This window comes from Exiguobacterium sp. N4-1P (assembly GCF_002214325.1).
Genome location: NZ_CP022236.1, coordinates 2,127,059 through 2,144,686 on the forward strand (window position 1 = coordinate 2,127,059; position 17,628 = coordinate 2,144,686).

The 17,628-nt window shown below is 45.2% G+C and carries 16 protein-coding genes and 1 other annotated feature; of the genes, 7 read left to right on the plus strand and 9 right to left on the minus strand.

Annotated features, from left to right (window positions below; translation table 11 throughout):
• Positions 1-71 precede the first annotated feature (71 nt).
• Entirely contained in the window at positions 72-599 is a 528-nt protein-coding gene (locus A0126_RS10990) for a biotin transporter BioY (RefSeq protein WP_088837624.1), read from the plus strand.
• A gap of 51 nt (positions 600-650) precedes the next feature.
• On the opposite strand, the gene tyrS is transcribed toward A0126_RS10990, so the two are convergent.
• The gene (gene tyrS, locus A0126_RS10995) at positions 651-1,898 is read right to left on the minus strand and encodes a tyrosine--tRNA ligase (protein ID WP_088837625.1); all 1,248 of its coding nucleotides are present in this window, start codon (positions 1,896-1,898) and stop codon (positions 651-653) included.
• A gap of 50 nt (positions 1,899-1,948) precedes the next feature.
• Positions 1,949-2,150, minus strand: a binding site (T-box leader).
• Positions 2,151-2,302: 152 nt separating this feature from the next.
• On the opposite strand from tyrS, the gene A0126_RS11000 reads away from it, so the two are divergent.
• Positions 2,303-4,825 (plus strand): transglycosylase domain-containing protein, encoded by a 2,523-nt coding sequence (locus tag A0126_RS11000; RefSeq protein ID WP_088837626.1) that lies wholly within the window; start codon positions 2,303-2,305, stop codon positions 4,823-4,825.
• Between the two features lie 126 nt (positions 4,826-4,951).
• On the opposite strand, the gene acsA is transcribed toward A0126_RS11000, so the two are convergent.
• Positions 4,952-6,655: an acetate--CoA ligase gene (gene acsA / locus A0126_RS11005; RefSeq protein ID WP_088837627.1), complete on the minus strand. Its 1,704-nt coding sequence runs from the start codon at positions 6,653-6,655 to the stop codon at positions 4,952-4,954.
• A 145-nt stretch (positions 6,656-6,800) separates the two neighbouring features.
• Between acsA and A0126_RS11010 the strand changes: the two genes are divergently transcribed.
• From A0126_RS11010 to A0126_RS11025, 4 genes are all read left to right on the plus strand, one after another.
• Positions 6,801-7,433: a GNAT family N-acetyltransferase gene (locus tag A0126_RS11010; protein ID WP_088837628.1), complete on the plus strand. Its 633-nt coding sequence runs from the start codon at positions 6,801-6,803 to the stop codon at positions 7,431-7,433.
• A 12-nt stretch (positions 7,434-7,445) separates the two neighbouring features.
• Positions 7,446-8,078, plus strand: coding sequence for an acetoin utilization AcuB family protein (locus tag A0126_RS11015; RefSeq protein ID WP_088837629.1), 633 nt, complete (start codon positions 7,446-7,448; stop codon positions 8,076-8,078).
• Positions 8,075-9,268, plus strand: coding sequence for an acetoin utilization protein AcuC (locus A0126_RS11020; protein WP_088837630.1), 1,194 nt, complete (start codon positions 8,075-8,077; stop codon positions 9,266-9,268). The genes A0126_RS11015 and A0126_RS11020 overlap by 4 nt, the downstream gene beginning before the upstream one ends.
• 110 nt (positions 9,269-9,378) lie before the next feature.
• On the plus strand, positions 9,379-10,134 hold the full coding sequence (locus A0126_RS11025; protein WP_088837631.1) for a FixH family protein: 756 nt from the start codon (positions 9,379-9,381) through the stop codon (positions 10,132-10,134).
• Positions 10,135-10,207: 73 nt separating this feature from the next.
• Here A0126_RS11025 and ccpA read toward each other — a convergent pair whose 3' ends face one another.
• The 4 genes from ccpA to A0126_RS11045 form a co-directional block, all read right to left on the minus strand.
• Positions 10,208-11,218 carry a catabolite control protein A gene (gene ccpA / locus A0126_RS11030; protein ID WP_088837632.1) on the minus strand — a complete coding sequence of 337 codons (1,011 nt, stop codon included), beginning with the start codon at positions 11,216-11,218 and terminating at the stop codon, positions 10,208-10,210.
• Between the two features lie 156 nt (positions 11,219-11,374).
• Complete coding sequence (locus tag A0126_RS11035) at positions 11,375-12,460, minus strand: bifunctional 3-deoxy-7-phosphoheptulonate synthase/chorismate mutase (protein WP_088837633.1); 1,086 nt, start codon at positions 12,458-12,460, stop codon at positions 11,375-11,377.
• A gap of 183 nt (positions 12,461-12,643) precedes the next feature.
• Positions 12,644-13,207, minus strand: coding sequence for a YtxH domain-containing protein (locus A0126_RS11040; protein WP_088837634.1), 564 nt, complete (start codon positions 13,205-13,207; stop codon positions 12,644-12,646).
• Positions 13,204-13,776 (minus strand): DUF948 domain-containing protein, encoded by a 573-nt coding sequence (locus A0126_RS11045; protein WP_029331178.1) that lies wholly within the window; start codon positions 13,774-13,776, stop codon positions 13,204-13,206. The genes A0126_RS11040 and A0126_RS11045 overlap by 4 nt, the downstream gene beginning before the upstream one ends.
• Before the next feature lie 140 nt (positions 13,777-13,916).
• On the opposite strand from A0126_RS11045, the gene A0126_RS11050 reads away from it, so the two are divergent.
• Positions 13,917-15,029, plus strand: a complete 1,113-nt coding sequence (locus tag A0126_RS11050) for an aminopeptidase (RefSeq protein WP_088837635.1) — start codon at positions 13,917-13,919, stop codon at positions 15,027-15,029.
• A gap of 54 nt (positions 15,030-15,083) precedes the next feature.
• Here A0126_RS11050 and A0126_RS11055 read toward each other — a convergent pair whose 3' ends face one another.
• The 3 genes from A0126_RS11055 to murC all read right to left on the minus strand — a co-directional run bounded on the left by A0126_RS11055 (position 15,084) and on the right by murC (position 17,615).
• Positions 15,084-15,524 carry a Dps family protein gene (locus tag A0126_RS11055; RefSeq protein ID WP_029331180.1) on the minus strand — a complete coding sequence of 147 codons (441 nt, stop codon included), beginning with the start codon at positions 15,522-15,524 and terminating at the stop codon, positions 15,084-15,086.
• 114 nt (positions 15,525-15,638) lie between these two features.
• Complete coding sequence (locus A0126_RS11060) at positions 15,639-16,154, minus strand: DUF5698 domain-containing protein (protein ID WP_088837636.1); 516 nt, start codon at positions 16,152-16,154, stop codon at positions 15,639-15,641.
• A 165-nt stretch (positions 16,155-16,319) separates the two neighbouring features.
• The gene (murC, locus tag A0126_RS11065; protein WP_088837637.1) at positions 16,320-17,615 is read right to left on the minus strand and encodes a UDP-N-acetylmuramate--L-alanine ligase; all 1,296 of its coding nucleotides are present in this window, start codon (positions 17,613-17,615) and stop codon (positions 16,320-16,322) included.
• Between the last annotated feature and the right edge of the window lie 13 nt (positions 17,616-17,628).

Genomic DNA, 17,628 nt, shown 5'->3' on the forward strand with positions numbered 1-17,628 from the left:
CATTTTCTTTTTGTGTTAACCTTTTATTTATATTGGTTAACACAAAAAAAGAAAAGAGGCCCTCATCCATCATGAAAACAAAAGATCTTACATTTACTGCACTCGGTGCTGCAATCATCTCAGCCATTAGTTTACTACCACAACTTCAACTCGTCGGACCTGTACCGATCACACTCCAGATGCTCGCCATCATGACGGTCAGTGCCATTCTCGGTGCGAAGCGCGGCGGGCTTGCCGTCTTGATTTTTTTGCTGCTCGCTGCTGCCGGATTACCACTTCTCGGAGGCAAAGGTGGTCTTGCGCCGTTCGTCGGACCGACCGTAGGGTATTTAGTCGCCTTCCCGATTGCCGGCTTCTTCATCGGCTATGTCGCCGAACGAACGACTCGCTTCATCCCATTGTTTTTTGGAATGGTCGTTTTCGGACTCGGTCTCGTTTACTTACTCGGAACATTCGGTTTAATGCTCGTCCTACATTTATCATTCATGGATGCCCTCGTCATTAATGTCCCGTTCATCATCGGTGATACGCTAAAAGCGTTACTTGCCACGACGATCGCCGTTCGTTTATTACCACTCCGTATTTTTAGAACAGCCTAAGCAAAAAGAACGCTGACGAGCATTCGTCAGCGTTCTTTTTTGTTATATCACTTACGCATGTTCAAGTACGAAGTATTTCTTTTTCCCACGACGGATGATCGTGAAGTCACCAATCGCATCTTGCTTCGTGATCTCTTTCGTCAACTCTTGTTCACGGTCTCCATTGATGTAGATTGCGCCATTCGTCACGTCTTCTCGCGCTTGACGCTTCGAAGGACTGATTTTCGCTTCGACGAGTACGTCGACGAGATTCGTTGCTTCACCAAGCGTAAAGCGCGGCATCCCTTTAAAGGCATCTGCGATATCATCTGCCTTTAATGATTTGATGTCACCACTGAAGAGTGCTTTCGTGATTCGCTCCGCTTGTTCAAGCGCTTCGCTGCCATGAACGAGTTTCGTCATCTCTTCTGCCAGGCGGCGCTGGGCAATCCGTTTTTCAGGTGCCGTTTCCACTTCCGCTTGCAATCCTTCCAGTTCTTCGTGTGTCAAGAACGTAAAGTATTTCAGGAATTTGACGACATCAAGGTCATCGACGTTGAACCAAAACTGGTAAAACTCGTACGGTGTCGTTTTTTCGGCATCGAGCCATACTGCCCCGCCTGCTGTTTTCCCGAATTTTTGCCCGTCTGATTTCGTGACGAGTGGTACAGTGATGCCGAATGCTTTCTCTTCATGACCAACGCGTCGGATCAGTTCCATCCCTGCTGTAATGTTTCCCCACTGATCACTTCCGCCGACCTGGAGTCGGCACCCTTCGTTTTCATATAGCTTTAAGAAATCAAATGATTGTAATAGCATGTACGAAAACTCTGTGAAAGAAATCCCGTTCTGAAGGCGTGAATCAACAGAGTCTTTCGCTAGCATGTAGCTGATTGGGAAGTGTTTTCCGATATCGCGTAAGAAATCTATGATCGTTAAATCTTTTGTCCAATCCAGGTTGTTCGCAATCGTCACAGGGTTTTCGCCATCCAGCGGTAAAAAGCGTGATAATTGCCCTTTGATGCGGTTCGCAAATTCTTCGACGATATCCGACGTGTTCAGTGATCGTTCTGTCGACCGCCCACTTGGATCTCCAATCATCCCGGTTGCGCCACCGACGAGACCGACCACGTGGTGCCCCGCTTCTTGGAAACGGCGTAGAACGAGAATTGGTAACAGGTGTCCGATATGCAATGAATCTGCTGTCGGGTCGAATCCCGTGTACAGTGTTGTCGGACTTGCCAGGAGTTCTTTAATACCTTCTTCATCTGTCATTTGGCTGATTAGGCCGCGAAACTCTAAATCCTCAAGTAACGTCATCTGTTTTCCTCCTAAAAAAATTGTATAAAAAAACCGCCCCTCCGACTGAACGAAGGGACGGAATATTCCGTGGTACCACCCTAATTGCATGCAACACATGCCACTTAGATCGTCGATAACGGGACGGTCCGCCTGATTTCTCAAGAAGCTCCTGGAGACGTAATTCATGAACACGCTATGTCCTAGTTCGCAGCACCACTAGGTCTCTGATACAGGGAGCGTTCCATTACTAATTCCAATCACAGCTGATTTTTTTCGTATATTTTTCATAAGATGTTTTCATGATACGTCGAAGTAGAATCGACTGTCAAGAGACATTGTCACGTTTCAGTTGTGGTATAATACGTCTATCTGTGATTTAATGTTAATTTACACCCAAGTTTAAGATGTAAAGGAGATCATTTATGCGCGAGAACTGGTCCAAGTTTTGGAATCATCCCCGAACGAAAGCCGTTCGGCACTGGTCGAATATCACATATGACGTATCTTGGAATATCATTTTATTCCTCATCATTGCTGTCCTACTGATTGGGAGTTTTTCTGTCGGTGCAGCAGGCGGCTATTTCGCTTCGCTCGTCAAAGATACAAAAGCACCAGAATTAACGGAAATGAAGCAACAAGTTAATAGTTATGCCATTACGAGTGAAATTTACTGGGGCAGTGGCGAAAAGTTGACGAACATTTCAACAGATGAAGAACGTCAACCGGTCAACATCAAAGAAATTTCACCTTACCTGCTAGACGCTGTTCTTTCGACGGAAGATGTCGATTTTTATGAACATGATGGCGTCGTACCGAAAGCAACACTCCGGGCAGTCTTACAGGAGCTAACGAACTCGTCTTCTCGGACGGGTGGCAGTACGTTGACACAACAATTGATTAAAAACCAAATTTTAACGAATGAAGTTTCATTCGAACGGAAAGCAAAAGAAATCATCTTAGCACTTCGTCTCGAAAATGCGATGACGAAGGATGAAATTCTACAAGCCTATTTAAACGTTGTCTCATTCGGTCGAAACTCTCTCGGACGAAATATTGCCGGAATCGAAGCCGCCTCTCGTGGTGTCTTCAATAAATCCGCGAAAAAACTGACATTACCACAAGCAGCCTTCTTAGCAGGCATTCCGAAAAACCCGTATTATTACACACCCTACCTTCAAGGTGGTGTCGTCAAAGAAGATTTGACAGCAAGTACGAACCGGATGAAAACTGTTCTAAAACGGATGTATGTCGCAAAAAACATTACGAAAAAGCAATATGAAAAAGCCGTCAAATACGATATCACAAAAGACTTCGCCAAAACGTCAACACGTTCGCGTGATACGTACCCGTACGTTTACGATCTTGCTGAAAAAGAAGCCTTGAAAATCATGACGAGCTATTTCATGAAAAAGGATGGCGTCAAAGAAGATGAAGTAAAACCATCCGAACTCGCAGAAGTCAAAGCGAACTATCAGGAACAGGCTTTAGTTGCCATGCGTCAAGGCGGATACAAGATTCACTTGACACTTGATAAGAAAATTCACGAGGCGATGCAGGCACCAGCTAAAAATGCTGCCAACTTCCCTGCTTCTCCACAATACACGCAAGTCGTTGATCCAAAAACGAAAAAAACGGTCTCGAAAAAAGATCCAGAAGAAACGGCTGCTGTCATGATTCAAAATGAGACAGGTCGTATCTTAGGCTTCGTCGGTGGACGTTACACGGATGGAACGGCGGATGATTTCAACCGCGCGTTCCAGGCAAAACGTCAAATCGGTTCGACAGCCAAACCAATTCTTGTTTATTCGAACGGTATCGAAAACGGCTTGATTACACCGGCTTCGACCGTTAATGATGAAAAGTATTATTATCAAACGGTTCCACGTCAACCAGGTGACAACCCAATCAACAATGAAGGCGGGCGTTACCGAGGTAATGTGACGGTCCGTGAGGCATTGGAACTTTCACTCAACGTTCCAGCCGTGAAGATTTACGAAAAAATGAATATGTCGAACTCGATTCAAAAACTAGTCGACATGGGTATTAAAGTTCCTGACAGCATCCGGTACGCACCATCTGCTGCTCTTGGAACGATGGAAATCACACCGGTTGAGCTTGCTGGTGCTTATGCGATGCTCGCGAACTACGGTGAATACGTCGAACCGTATATCATCTCGAAGATTACGAAAGACGGGAAAAGCATCTATAAAGCTAAATCGAAAAAAGAAAAAATCTACGAAGAGCGTACGGCTTATTTAACGCTTGATATGATGCGTGGTGTCTTTGATAACGGAACAGCTCGTTATGCGAACTCGTTATTAAAAGTACCTGGCGATTGGGCCGGTAAGACCGGAACGACGAACGAAATTAAGGACTCTTACCTCGTTGCTTCAACACCAGGGGTTACACTGGCGGTTTGGACGGGGCATGATCAAAACAACTCATTGATGGGTGCAACGACATATTACCAACGTACCCAGAACCTGTGGGCACAGATGGCAAATGCAACGTATGCTGCGAACAACAGTTACTTCAAGTCAGGTGCACGCTTCAATCAACCGGCTTCAGTAGACGCAAATGACTTCAAGAACTCAGGTTCATTCAAAGAAGAAGATAAAAAGAAAAAAGAAGCGGAAGCGAAGAAAAAAGCCGCTGAAGAAAAGAAAAAAGAGGCCGAGGCAAAAGAAAAAGAAGCAGACGCGAAGAAGAAAGACGACGCTGAAGCGCAAGCAAAAGCTGACGCTGAAAAGAAAGCTGCTGAAGATAAAGCAGCCGATGCGGACGCGAAAAAAGCGGCCGATGCCAAAGCGAAAGCTGATGCAGAGGCTAAGAAAAAAGCGGCTGACGACAAGGCGAAAGCCGATGCTGAGGCTAAGAAGAAAGAAGCAGAGGCGAAGGCTGATGCTGAAAAGAAAGCAAAAGAAGACGACAAAAAAACTGAATGAAGCCATTCAAAAAAACGAAGTTCACGTAACAGTGAACTTCGTTTTTTTGTTCATATTAAAAAACTACCAACGAAGCATCGTTGGTAGTTCAAGAACAGTCAATCCTATACGTCACTTACTCTGACATCATTCTTCCATCGTCGAGAGGTCACCCGCTTCAAGATTTAGTTCCCACGCCTTCAAGACGCGGCGCATGATTTTACCGCTCCGGGTTTTCGGAAGCTTGTCTCGGAAGTCAATCTCACGTGGCGCCGCATGTGCTGCAAGCCCTTCTTTGACGAACGCCTGAATTTCTTGTTTCAATTCTTCAGTCGGTTCATAGCCGTCTCGTAACGAAATGAAGGCTTTGATGATTTCACCACGTACTGGATCCGGTTTCCCGATGACACCGGCTTCTGCAACTGCCGGGTGCTCGACAAGACGACTCTCAACTTCGAACGGTCCCACCCGTTCTCCTGCCGTCATGATGACATCATCGACGCGTCCTTGGAACCAGAAGTACCCTTCATCATCCATATATGCAGAATCTCCTGAAACGTACCATCCTTTGAAGAAGTATGATTCATACTTTTGTGGATTATTCCAGATTTGCCGCATCATGGATGGCCACGGTGTTTTCAAAGCTAAATTGCCCATTCTAAACGGAGGTAACTCATTCCCTTGATCATCGATGATTGCAGCTTTTGTCCCAGGAATCGGTTTCCCCATCGACCCTGGTTTGATGTCCATCGATTTATAGTTGCAAATCATCATTGCCCCTGTTTCCGTCATCCACCACGTATCATGGATGCGTTGGTCGAATGCTTCTTTTCCCCAACGAACGACTTCTGGGTTGAGCGGTTCTCCGACGGATAACACGTGCCGTAAGCTCGACAAGTCATGTGTTTGTGCGACGTCTGCGCCGGCACCCATCAGCATCCGGAATGCGGTCGGTGCACTATACCAAACCGTTACCTTGTATTTTTCAATGACACTGTACCAAAACTCCGGATTGAACCGACCACCGACGATGACATTCGTCGCACCATTTAAGAACGGGGCAAAAATCCCATAACTCGTCCCCGTCACCCAGCCCGGATCTGCTGTACACCAATAGATATCATCTTCCTGAAGGTCAAGAACCCAACGTCCGGTCATCATGTGTTGAATCATCGCATTTTGAGCGTGTAAGACCCCTTTTGGTTTTCCCGTCGACCCAGACGTATAATGTAAGATGAGACCGTCTTCCCGGTCGAGCCAAACCGGTTCGTACACATCTGACGCGGACTCGAACGCTGCCCGGAAGTCCAGTAGCCGATCTGTCGTCTCGATGTCTTCATCGACTAAAAAGACGGATTCGAGTGTCGATAACTCTTCAAGCGGAACACGTGGTAATAATGCTTTCGTCGTAATCAACATCTTTGCTTCAGAATCAAGCAAGCGGTCGCGTACAGCTTGTTCCATGAAGGCTTCAAACAACGGACCGACGATTGCTCCGACTTTCAAGGCACCGAGCAACGCAAAATAAAGTTCTGGCGAACGTGGCATGAAGATAAAAATTCGGTCTCCTGCTTTGATTCCAGCATCCGTCAAAACGTTTGCCGCTTTGTTCGTCAAACGTTTCATGTCAGCATACGTAAAAGTTTGCTCCGTCGTTCCATCAAAGTAAATCAGAGCTTTTTTATTCGCTCGTTCACCTTCAGCATGACGGTCAATTGCTTCATGGGCCATATTGACTTTCCCCGTCGTTGCCCATGAAAAATATTGTTCCGCTTCTTGCCAATCGTATGACGCCGATTCATTATAGTCGGATAACCAATGCTTACCCGGAAGCGCTTTCAAAACTTTCATCTCTCGTTCCTCCCCTTCTCTATACTCCTCTCCATTATAAGCTAGTTATGGTGTAGTTCAATCGATTGCCGTTAATTTGTTAAAAAATCCCTCTCTTTCCGCAACTCGCTTCGGCTATAATAAAGAGAAAGGTGGTGACGCTTACATGTTTGAAAAACAATTCAATCATCGTACTCATGAAACATCGCTCGGTCCAGTTGAAATCGAAGGACCTGTCGCGAGTAAACAACTCGCCACTTACCTCCTCGATGATGGTTTAACTGCCTTCAGGCAACCGAAAGAGCAGCATCAAGCGCTCCTTGAAATCGCAGATTTAGATGAAGGACGGATCATTATCGCCAGGAAAAATCAAGAAATCATCGGCTATGTCACATTCCTTTACCCTGATCCTTATGAGACATGGAGCGAAGGAAATAATCCATATATTTTAGAGCTAGGTGCGATTGAAGTGTCTGCTCGTTTTCGCGGTCAACAGATTGGTAAAAAGCTTCTCGAAGTATCGATGCTCGATCCGGCCATGGAAAACTACTTAATCTTGACGACCGAGTATTACTGGCATTGGGATTTAAAAGGCAGTGGACTATCTGTTTGGGACTATCGAAAAATCATGGAAAAGATGATGAACCACGGGGGCCTCGTCTTTTTCCCGACCGATGATCCAGAGATTGCATCGCATCCGGCTAATTGTTTAATGGCACGTATCGGGAAACATGTCGCACCAGAAGTCGTCGCTCATTTCGATGCTTTACGGCTCCGCCGTCGCTTCATGTACGATTAAAGGAGGAATAGCATGTTAATCGAACAAATCATGAAGACGAATTGTATTACGATTCAACCAACAAATTCTATTGCGCATGCCGCAGAATTGATGCAACGTCATGAGATTCGCCATATTCCCGTGACAAACGCCCGTCATGAACTTGTCGGTCTCATCGGTCTAAAAGAGCTCCAAAGTGCAAGCAGTGTCTTTCATCCAGATACCCTTCACGTTGATCAACAAAATTCCGTTTCCAGTATCATGCAACAAACTCCTATCACGGCACACCCGCTTGATTTCATTGAAGACGCCGCGATTTTATTTTATGAACATCGCTTATCTTGCTTACCGATTGTTCGGGGACGGCGTCTCGTCGGCTTAATGACAGAAACCGATTTGCTTCGGACATTCGTTCAATTAACAGGAGCGCTCGAGCCGAGCTCACAAATCGAAGTGCGTGTTGAAAATACAGCGGGTACATTAGCAAAGATTGCGAATCTACTCGCTAAAACGAATATCAATATCTTAAATGTCCTCGTGTATCCTACGCCTGATCCGTATGTCCGCATCGTCGCTTTTCGTGTCCAGACGATGAATCCGATTCGAATCATCGAAAAGTTACGGAAGGAAGGATTCGATGTACTCGGTCCCGACGTCAGCCGATGAAAGAGTTTGCTTATATTTACAGTGAGGAAGAAACGAATTATCGTTTTTCCGATACACATCCTTTCAACCCAATTCGACTGGACTTGACCGTCTCTCTCTTAGAGACGATGGGGGCACTCAAGGACGTCGACTGTATCGCACCACGTCGCGCAACGGATGAGGAGTTACGACTCGTACATGATGCCGATTATATTCAAGCCGTCAAGCTGGCGGGTCAAGGTGAACTGACGCCAATGAAGGCACAGATGTATGGGCTCGCAACAGAAGATACACCCGTCTTCCCTGACATGCATGAAGGTGCCGCACTACTCGTCGGTGGAACAATTGAGGCTTGCGAACTCGTCTTGTCCGGACGATATAAACGGACATTTCATATCGCGGGTGGTCTGCACCATGGTTTTCGTGGTCGTGCTTCAGGATTTTGTATCTACAACGATACAGCAGTCGCCATGGCGGCGATGATTGAAAAATATGCGTGTCGTATTCTTTATGTCGATACCGATGCGCACCATGGCGATGGTGTCCAGTGGGCTTTTTATAATCGTTCCGATGCCATGACGCTGTCACTGCATGAAACAGGACGTTATCTCTTCCCGGGGACAGGTATGGTGACAGAGCGCGGATCTGAAGAGGGTTATGGCTTCAGTTGGAACATTCCATTTGATGCTTTTACGGAAGACGCTTCGTTTTTACTCGCCTATCGGACTGCCTTGTTCGAAGCCTGTGAGTTGTTCCAACCTGACTTGATCATTACGCAAAATGGTGCCGATGCCCACGCGCTTGATCCATTGACTCACTTGTCGCTCACGATGAAAAGTTATGAACAAATTCCGCAAATCGCTGTCGAAGCAGCAAACCGTTATACGAAAGGCCGGATTGTCGCTTTAGGCGGAGGAGGATACGATTGGTACCGTGTCGTTCCCCGCGCCTGGAGTCAAGTCTTCGCAGCTTTGACAAATCGTGCACCATTTAGTGGGGACCTCCCGAAAGACTGGATTGAGCGATGGACAAAACAGAGCACGACGGTTCCGACTACGTGGGCAGATCAATTGCCAGTGTATCCTTCGATTCCCCGTCGACCTGAAATCGAGGAAAAAAACTGGGAAACCGTTAAACGACTCCTATGGCCATTTATCGATGACGCGAAAAAAGACCGTTTATCAGAAGCTTCACCCTACTCGAGTGATTAAAAATTGTCCTGTACTTTTCACATATACTTCGTTCAGATTTCACAAGTTATTGGTATACTAAATAAGGTTTCAATACTTTACATAGTAAATGAATAATTGGGGGACTGAACATGAAGAAAATGATGGGGATGAGTGTTGCCGTACTTGCAACTGGTCTATTTCTTGCAGGATGCAACAATAGCGAAGAAAAGGCGATGGACCACGACGCGATGCAAGGTAGTGGGAAACCGGCAGTCGACGTCACAGTAGAGGTTCCAGCAAAAACGATGGCTGATGAAAAGGTCATATTTAAAGCAACTGCTGTCGAAGATAAAAAAGCAGTCAATGTAGAAGATGTGACGTTCGAGATTTGGAAAGCAGATGAAAAAGATACTGCTCATAAAAAAATTAAAGCTTCTTTGAAAAAAACGGGTTCTTACCAAGCAGAAGCAATACTCGCTGAAGGTGAATACGAAGGACTCTATCATATCAATGATAAAAAGGGTCTACACCACATGGATAAAATTTCTTTTACTGTAATGGATCATTCGCATGAAGAAGCTTCACACGACGATGCCGATCATGATCATGCTTCGAGCGAAAATCTTGCCGTTCACTATATGGGGGCAACGAAAGTCACGGCAGGTGCGACGCTCCCCGTTTCGTTTCATATTTTTGAAAAGGGTGAAGTCTTAAAAGCAGATGTCCAAGTCGAAGTCATCGAAGAAGGTGTCGAAAAACATACGTACATTCCACTAACGTTGAAAGACGATATGTACGTCGGTCAAGTCAAATTAGCACAAGCTGGTCAAACGACGGTCCGGCTTCATGTTGAAAATGATCAGTTGCATCACCATCAAGATCAACTTATTACCGTGACACCTTAAATAATTTAGAACAAAACAAAAATCGTCTTTTTCCTAGACTCGACTAGGAAAGAGGACGATTTTTGTTTGAACATCATGAACGTGTAGAGTCCCGGTGCTCAATCCGGTGCGGTAACGTTACATCATTTGTTTCAATTTCTTCTTGATTCAAGATTTTAGTCAACAGACGCATCGAAACTGCTCCGATATCATACATCGGTTGCACGACAGTCGTCAGCTTCGGACGAATCATCGTCGCGAGACGTGTATTATCGTGTCCGATGACTTCGAAGTCTTCAGGAACACGGTGACCTGCGTCCTGTAAGGCATGAATGACACCGAGAGCCATTTCATCCGTCCCAGCGAAGATTGCACGTGGGCACTCCTCACCGAGTTCAAGCAGTTGGTTCATTGCCTTCATTCCTGAATCATACGTGTAGTTTCCTAAAACGACATTTTGTTCGTCAAACGGAAGATTGGCTTCTTCCAGGGCATTACGGTACCCGGCAAATTTCTTCTCACCGTTAATCTGTTGCTCGAGTGGACCCGTGATGAACCCGATCCGTTTATGTCCATGATCGATCAATGATTTGACGGCGTCATATGCCGCACTCTCGTAATCGATGTTGACAGCAGGAAGATCATAGTCTTGATTGAGCGTCGCTGCTAATACGATCGGCACAGGGGATGTTTTGAATTCGCGGACTAAATCTTCATGAAGGCGTCCACCCATGAAAATGATGCCATCGACTTGTTTTCCGAGCAACGTATTCAAGAGATGGATTTCTTTTTCACGATTTTGATCGGAATTACATAAAATGATGTTGTATTTGTACATCGTCGCGACATCTTCAATCCCACGCGCTAAATCGGCAAAGAAAATATTTGAGATATCGGGTACGATGACTCCGACCGTTGTCGTTTTTTTACTTGCGAGTCCACGTGCGACGGCATTTGGGCGATACCCGAGTTGATCGATTGCATCCTGGACTTTCTTGCGCGTGGATGGCTTGACGTTCGGATTTCCGTTAACTACCCGGGAGACAGTCGCCATCGAAACAGCGGCTTCGCGTGCTACATCATAAATTGTAATATTACTGTTCAAAGCAAATTCCTCCTTATTTAAACAATCATTTCGTTTTCATTCTCATTTTCATTTTTAGACAACACGAAAGGAAGACAGGAAAAGATATCTTTCTTTTCCCATTCTTCCTTCATTGTAAAACGTTTTCATTCGCTATAGGTTACCCTTTTTACAAAATCATTGAACGTTTAGTGCCGGAAAAGTTGACGTTAAGTTTTCGACGAACGCATCGAATTCTTTAAAATCAAGTTGTTGGTTCGCATCAGACAGTGCCAATGCAGGGAATGGATGCACTTCGACCATGACGGCATCCGCCCCAACAGCATATGCAGCTTTCGCCGTCGGTAAAAGAATATCTTTTCGTCCTGTCGAGTGTGTGACATCGACCATGACAGGAAGATGCGTTTCTTGCTTCAGGATAGGAACGGCAGAAATATCAAGTGTATTCCGTGTCGCGCGTTCGTAAGTACGAATACCGCGCTCGCATAGGATGACTTGATCGTTCCCGCTCGCCATGATGTATTCAGCTGCGTACATGAACTCTTCGAGTGTTGCTGAAAGACCACGTTTTAAAAGAACGGGTTTGTTCGTACGCCCGACTTCCTTTAACAAATCGAAGTTTTGCATGTTACGTGCACCGACTTGAATGATATCAACATATGGTAAAGCAGATTCAACGGCACTCGGCGTCATAATTTCGGTAATGACATGTAAGTTATGCGCATCTGCTGCTTTTTTTAACATCTTCAATCCTTCTAAACCGAGCCCTTGGAAATCGTAAGGCGATGTCCGTGGTTTGTATGCCCCGCCACGCATGAAGCGAACACCATGCTTTGCAAGCTGTGCGGCTACTTCAAAAACTTGTTCCTCACTTTCAACGGCACAAGGTCCAGCAATCAGTTGTTGGGATCCGTCACCGATGACATCATCTCCAACACGGATAATCGTATTCGTTGGTTTTTGTTTACGTGACACGAGCAATTTACGTGTCCGGTCTTCCCCTTGTAGTTCAAGTGACGCTTTAAAAATCTCTTTGAACATATGCTGAAGGCGACCATTTTCAAAAGGACCATGGTTATTTTCGGCTATCGACTCAAGCATCTGACGTTCACGTACCGGGTCGTAACGGTCAAGCCCTTGCGCACGTTTTACTTTACCGATTTCGACGGCGATTTCGCCCCGCTTGTTGATTAATTCTAATAAATCAGCGTTTACTAAATCAAGTTCATCGCGTAAACGCTTTAGTTCTGCTTGTTGATCCATCTGTCTACCACTCCCTAATCAGCATATAGCTCGTAATAGCAACTAATTATAGCCGACTTCATGCCGATTGTACATGATAGAACTACTCGAACCCATTCTTTTTTTGATGTGCTCTTATCAAATCAAATTATACAAAAAAATAAAACGTATTAGCTACTAAAAGCAGCTAATACGTTCAGTAAATTACTTCTTCGGCTTTTTCTCGTTTGCCATGTCTGCTTGCGGATCGTTTTCCTCAGCCTCATCTTCTTGATCTTCTTCTAAACCTTCACGCAGTTCTGAAAGATCAGCGACAGTCTCTGTATCGAGTTGTTCCGCAACAGCTGCACCGTTCACTTCCTCACCGATTTCACGTTCGATGTCTCGTACGAGTTGTTCTGCTTCTGCGAGTGCTGCGTCAATGCTTGCCTGATCTTTTTCAAAACCAGCGTATTGTGCCGCTTCTTGAACAGTTGAATTTTTTTTCGCTTTTTCGATGACCGGTGCTGCTTTATCTTTTGCCAGTTGAATCCATTCGCCGACGAGCGGCTCCGCTTTTTCACGGACCACTTGCGTCTGTTCATTCAAGCGTTGACGTGCAGGAGCTGTACGCTCATCGAGCATGCCACGCATCTCGCTTCCTGACTTCGGACTTGAAAGTAACGCAGCGGCTGCACCAATCAATCCTCCAACGATGATACCTGCTAAGAAGCCGCCACCTTTTGAAGTATTTTGGTCCTGGGCTTGGTATGGGTGTTGTTTTGTCATGATTTACGATCTCCCTTCAATTCATCTGGAATACTTTCAACATCCGGCACTGACACGACTTCCGGTGTCACCGGTGTATCTGCCTGTTTACGGAAACGGCGGCGTTGTTTTTTCTCCACCGTTGTCGTAGCCGTACTAGAAGATGAAACAGGTTGACCTGATTCCGGTTTATTCTTTTTAAAGAGTTCAACAGCGACTGAACCCCAACGAACCGCTTGAGCAATCTGTTCTTTGTTCGTATCTGCTGCCCCTGCTACTGTATCAGAAACAGTTCGAACAGAATCCGTCACTTTGTTTAGCGATGTGCCTAACTCTTCAATCGAATTCGCAACCGGCGCAAGGAGCTCTGTTTTTTCTTCGATTGTATCGACAAGACGATTCGTTTTATGTAGCAACGCCGTCGTCTCCATCATAATTCCGTCCAGCTGGCGTTCAAGCCCTGCTGTCGTGTCTGCGACATTATTTAGTGTCTTGCTTGCTGCACCAAGTACGCGCGCAAGGAAGATAACGAGCACTACGAATGCGATCGCAGCGACTAGTCCGGCGATACCGCCTAATGTGATTTCCATGATTCATGCCTCCAATTTCTTTTGCTAGTGTCTTGTTGGTAGTTCGACGTATCTCGAGTCGTTCCTGCTACTCCAATTGGTTTATTTCCGTTACAATGATAGATGAAACCTACATACGCAAATTAGAGGGGGAACTATTCATGCGCGATCCACGTCTTACACAACTTGCAACGAACTTAATTAATTATTCTGTTGCACTCGCTCCTGGTGAAAAAGTTTTAATTGAAAATTTCGGAATTGAGCGCGAATTAGTCGAAGCACTCGTTGATGCTGCCTATGAAGCAGGCGGACTTCCATTCGTCCTGTTGAAAGATAATCGTATTCTACGAAAATTATACCGAAATGCATCAGAAGAGCAACTTCAATTGATGGCTGACATCGAGCAAAAGCAGATGCAAGCGATGGACGCTTATATCGGCTTACGTGCCGGGGATAACATCAATGAATTATCTGACGTGCCATCGGACAAAATGAAGTTATACGGACAAACATTAGGGAAAATGCATACCCAAGATCGTGTTAAAGGAACGAAATGGGTCGTCCTCCGTTTCCCGACAGCTTCGATGGCTCAACTTGCCAACCAATCGACAGAAGCGTTTGAAGACTTCTACTTTGATGTCTGTACGCTGGATTACGAGAAAATGGGCAAGGCGATGGAACCACTCGTCGAGCTGATGAACAAGACCGATCGTGTCCGCCTCGTCGGGGACGGGACAGATTTAACGTTCTCGATTAAAGACATCGCCGCAATCAAATGTGCCGGTAATGCCAACATTCCGGACGGTGAAGTCTTTACGGCCCCTGTCAAAGATTCCGTCAACGGCGTCATTTCCTATAATACACCGTCACCTTATCAAGGATTTACGTTCGAAAACGTAAAATTGACGTTCGAAAACGGAAAAATTGTTGAAGCAACGGCGAACGATACGGAGCGCATCAATCAAGTGTTTGATACAGATGCCGGCGCCCGTTTCGTCGGTGAGTTTGCGATTGGTGTCAATCCATTCATCCAACATCCGATGAAAGATATTTTATTTGACGAAAAAATTGATGGCAGTTTCCACTTTACGCCGGGTCAAGCTTACGCTGAAGCCTATAACGGAAACGATTCTTCGGTCCATTGGGACTTGGTCAACATTCAACGCCCGGATTATGGCGGCGGTGAAATTTGGTTTGACGATGTCTTGATTCGTAAAGATGGACGATTCGTCCTTCCTGAACTCGACGTCTTGAACCCGGAAAATCTAAAATAAGTAGAAAACGGATGGCCGAATCCTCTAAGGATGCAGTCATCCGTTTTTGTTCACTTATTTTTTTAGTGTCGCACGCAACATCCAAATTTGTTTTTCGATTTCTTTTGCTTGAGCCAGTAAATCATCTTCGACCGTCACGTCTTGCGCCTCTAAATGTTCAATCGCTTCAAGCATTTCTTTACGTACTTGTTGGAAGTCGCTGATGACGGATTCAACCATCTGATCGGCAGATAAGCCAGATTTTGCTTCTTCAAGCGTCGTCTGCTCCAAATATTCTTTCATTGTCGCTGAAGGATTTCCATTGTTCATCAACAGTCGTTCTGCGACAACATCATATTGCTCAGATACCCACGTGTACAATTCCTCTAGTTTAACGTGTAACGTCAAAAATTCTGGTCCTTTAATGTACCAATGATAATTATGGAGTTTTACGAATAAAACACCATAGTTTGCAACTTGTTGGTTTAGTGCTGTTTTTGCGTGATTACTAATCATCTTCGATTACCCCTCTCACGAATTGTAATTTGTTCTATATCATCTTTATCCTTAAATAACATAGAGTAAACATCTTTTTGTGGAGAATCCCGTGATGTTCTTCAAAAGTTTTTATTACTTTTGACGTTTTAACCCCTTCAGCATGTATCCCCCTTTGAAGTCGACCGAATCGAAAGCAACGAGGAATGCTTTTGGCTCATATTCTTCGACTAAACCACGCAATACTTTCATCCGCGTCCGTGCAGCAAGTACATCGAGCCGGTACCGGACACCGTCTCGTCCTTGTCCTTGGTAATGGGTGACACCAAATCCGTTATCGCGGATGACTTGAATCAGTTCAGCCGGGAACTCTTGTGTATGGACTTGAATCATATTGTAGCCAATCGCAAGTTTTCTTTCGACGAAGCCACCAATTAAAATACCGAGCCCGAATCCGAGTGCGTAGACGACCATTCCGAGCGTCGTCAAGTCACGGAACACGACGCCTAAAGCAAAGATATAGATTAACGTTTCGACCGTCCCGAAGACACCGGCGATGACAGTCCGCCCTTTGACGAGCATGATTGTCCGGAGTGTCAGGACAGGCACGTAAATGAGCTGCAATAATAAAATCAAGAAAATTTGTCCCATGTGATTGATTCCTTCCTAAATTAACATACCCCCACTATTCCAAAATTCAATTCAAGATGCAATAAAAAAATGGTTCGGCGTACGTCATCTTTTCTTAACTTCACGAAACCGACAAAAAAGGCATGGATGCCTGAATGCACCCATGCCTTTTACTGATGAAACATTTTATTTTGTTCCTTCATACTGCTGTTGGTACGTTTGGATATCCCCCGCACCCATGAACAATAGAACAGCATTGTCATGTTTACTTAAAATCGAAACATTATCTCGCGTCAAGATGTCAGAATTCGGAATCTTCTCTTGGAGATCCTCAATCCGAACTTGCCCTTCTTGCTCTCGCGCCGATCCGAAAATCTCACAGAGATACGTAGCGTCCGCTTCCCGAAGCGATGTCGCAAAATCATCCATGAATGACTTTAGGCGTGTGTACGTATGCGGTTGGAAAATCGCGATGACTTCCCGGTCCGGATATTTCTTACGGGCCGATTCAATCGTCGCACTAATTTCTTTCGGATGGTGTGCATAATCATCGACTAAAATCTGTGATCCGAAATCTGATTCACTAAAGCGACGTTTGACTCCTCCGAATGAAGCGAGACGTTCCGCGACATCCTCTTTGTTCAACCCTTCATACTGACAGATTGCGATGACCGATAAAGCATTCAAGACATGATGTTGACCGAATCCCGGAATCAGGAACGTGCCATAAAAATCATCCCGTAAATAGACATCGAATGATGTGCCGTCTGGTGTTGATGCGACATTTTCAGCGCGGAAATCATTGTTCTGTCCAAAACCATAGTAGAGGACAGGCACATTCGCTTGAATGTTTTGAAGATGCTCGTCGTCCCCACAAGCAACGATCGCTTGCTTGACTTGCATCGCCATTTCTTGGAACGCCGAAACGACGTCATCAATGCCTGTAAAATAATCCGAGTGATCAAAGTCAATATTCGTCATGATTGCATAATCTGGCTTGTAGTATAAAAAGTGACGTTTGTATTCACATGCTTCAAACACAAATGCTTTTGCCTCTTCGACACCTGCACCTGTACCGTCACCAATCAGAAATGCGGTTGGCGTGATTCCGCTTAAGACATGTGACAACAGACCTGTCGTCGATGTTTTACCGTGTGACCCTGTGATTGCGACTGAACGATATTCGTCTGCTAGGTGACCTAAAAAATCGTAGTAATGATGAATTGTTAAACCAAGTTCATTTGCCCGCGCGATTTCTGGATGTTCATCACCAAACGCATTTCCTTGAATGATGATTTGATCTTCTTTGATGTTGTCGGCGTTGAACGGGAAAAACGGAATACCTTTCGCCCGTAAAGCGTCCTCAGTAAAGATGTGTTTTTCGATATCAGAACCTTGTACTTGATGGTTCATCTCATGTAATACTTGGGCAAGTGCACTCATTCCAGTCCCTTTAATCCCAACAAAATGATACTTTGTCATATAAAAGCCCTCC

Bases quoted from the DNA above. Each gene is read 5' to 3' on its own strand.
- acsA (WP_088837627.1), bottom strand. From the start codon at position 6,655: ATGAAAGTTTTGAAAGCGCTTCCGGGTAAGCATTGGTTATCCGACTAT.
- A0126_RS11000 (WP_088837626.1), top strand. From the start codon at position 2,303: ATGCGCGAGAACTGGTCCAAGTTTTGGAATCATCCCCGAACGAAAGCC.
- A0126_RS11035 (WP_088837633.1), bottom strand. From the start codon at position 12,460: ATGGATCAACAAGCAGAACTAAAGCGTTTACGCGATGAACTTGATTTA.
- A0126_RS11020 (WP_088837630.1), top strand. From the start codon at position 8,075: ATGAAAGAGTTTGCTTATATTTACAGTGAGGAAGAAACGAATTATCGT.
- A0126_RS11040 (WP_088837634.1), bottom strand. From the start codon at position 13,207: ATGACAAAACAACACCCATACCAAGCCCAGGACCAAAATACTTCAAAA.
- A0126_RS11025 (WP_088837631.1), top strand. From the start codon at position 9,379: ATGAAGAAAATGATGGGGATGAGTGTTGCCGTACTTGCAACTGGTCTA.
- A0126_RS11015 (WP_088837629.1), top strand. From the start codon at position 7,446: ATGTTAATCGAACAAATCATGAAGACGAATTGTATTACGATTCAACCA.
- A0126_RS10990 (WP_088837624.1), top strand. From the start codon at position 72: ATGAAAACAAAAGATCTTACATTTACTGCACTCGGTGCTGCAATCATC.
- murC (WP_088837637.1), bottom strand. From the start codon at position 17,615: ATGACAAAGTATCATTTTGTTGGGATTAAAGGGACTGGAATGAGTGCA.
- A0126_RS11060 (WP_088837636.1), bottom strand. From the start codon at position 16,154: ATGGGACAAATTTTCTTGATTTTATTATTGCAGCTCATTTACGTGCCT.
- A0126_RS11045 (WP_029331178.1), bottom strand. From the start codon at position 13,776: ATGGAAATCACATTAGGCGGTATCGCCGGACTAGTCGCTGCGATCGCA.
- A0126_RS11050 (WP_088837635.1), top strand. From the start codon at position 13,917: ATGCGCGATCCACGTCTTACACAACTTGCAACGAACTTAATTAATTAT.
- tyrS (WP_088837625.1), bottom strand. From the start codon at position 1,898: ATGACGTTACTTGAGGATTTAGAGTTTCGCGGCCTAATCAGCCAAATG.
- A0126_RS11055 (WP_029331180.1), bottom strand. From the start codon at position 15,524: ATGATTAGTAATCACGCAAAAACAGCACTAAACCAACAAGTTGCAAAC.
- A0126_RS11010 (WP_088837628.1), top strand. From the start codon at position 6,801: ATGTTTGAAAAACAATTCAATCATCGTACTCATGAAACATCGCTCGGT.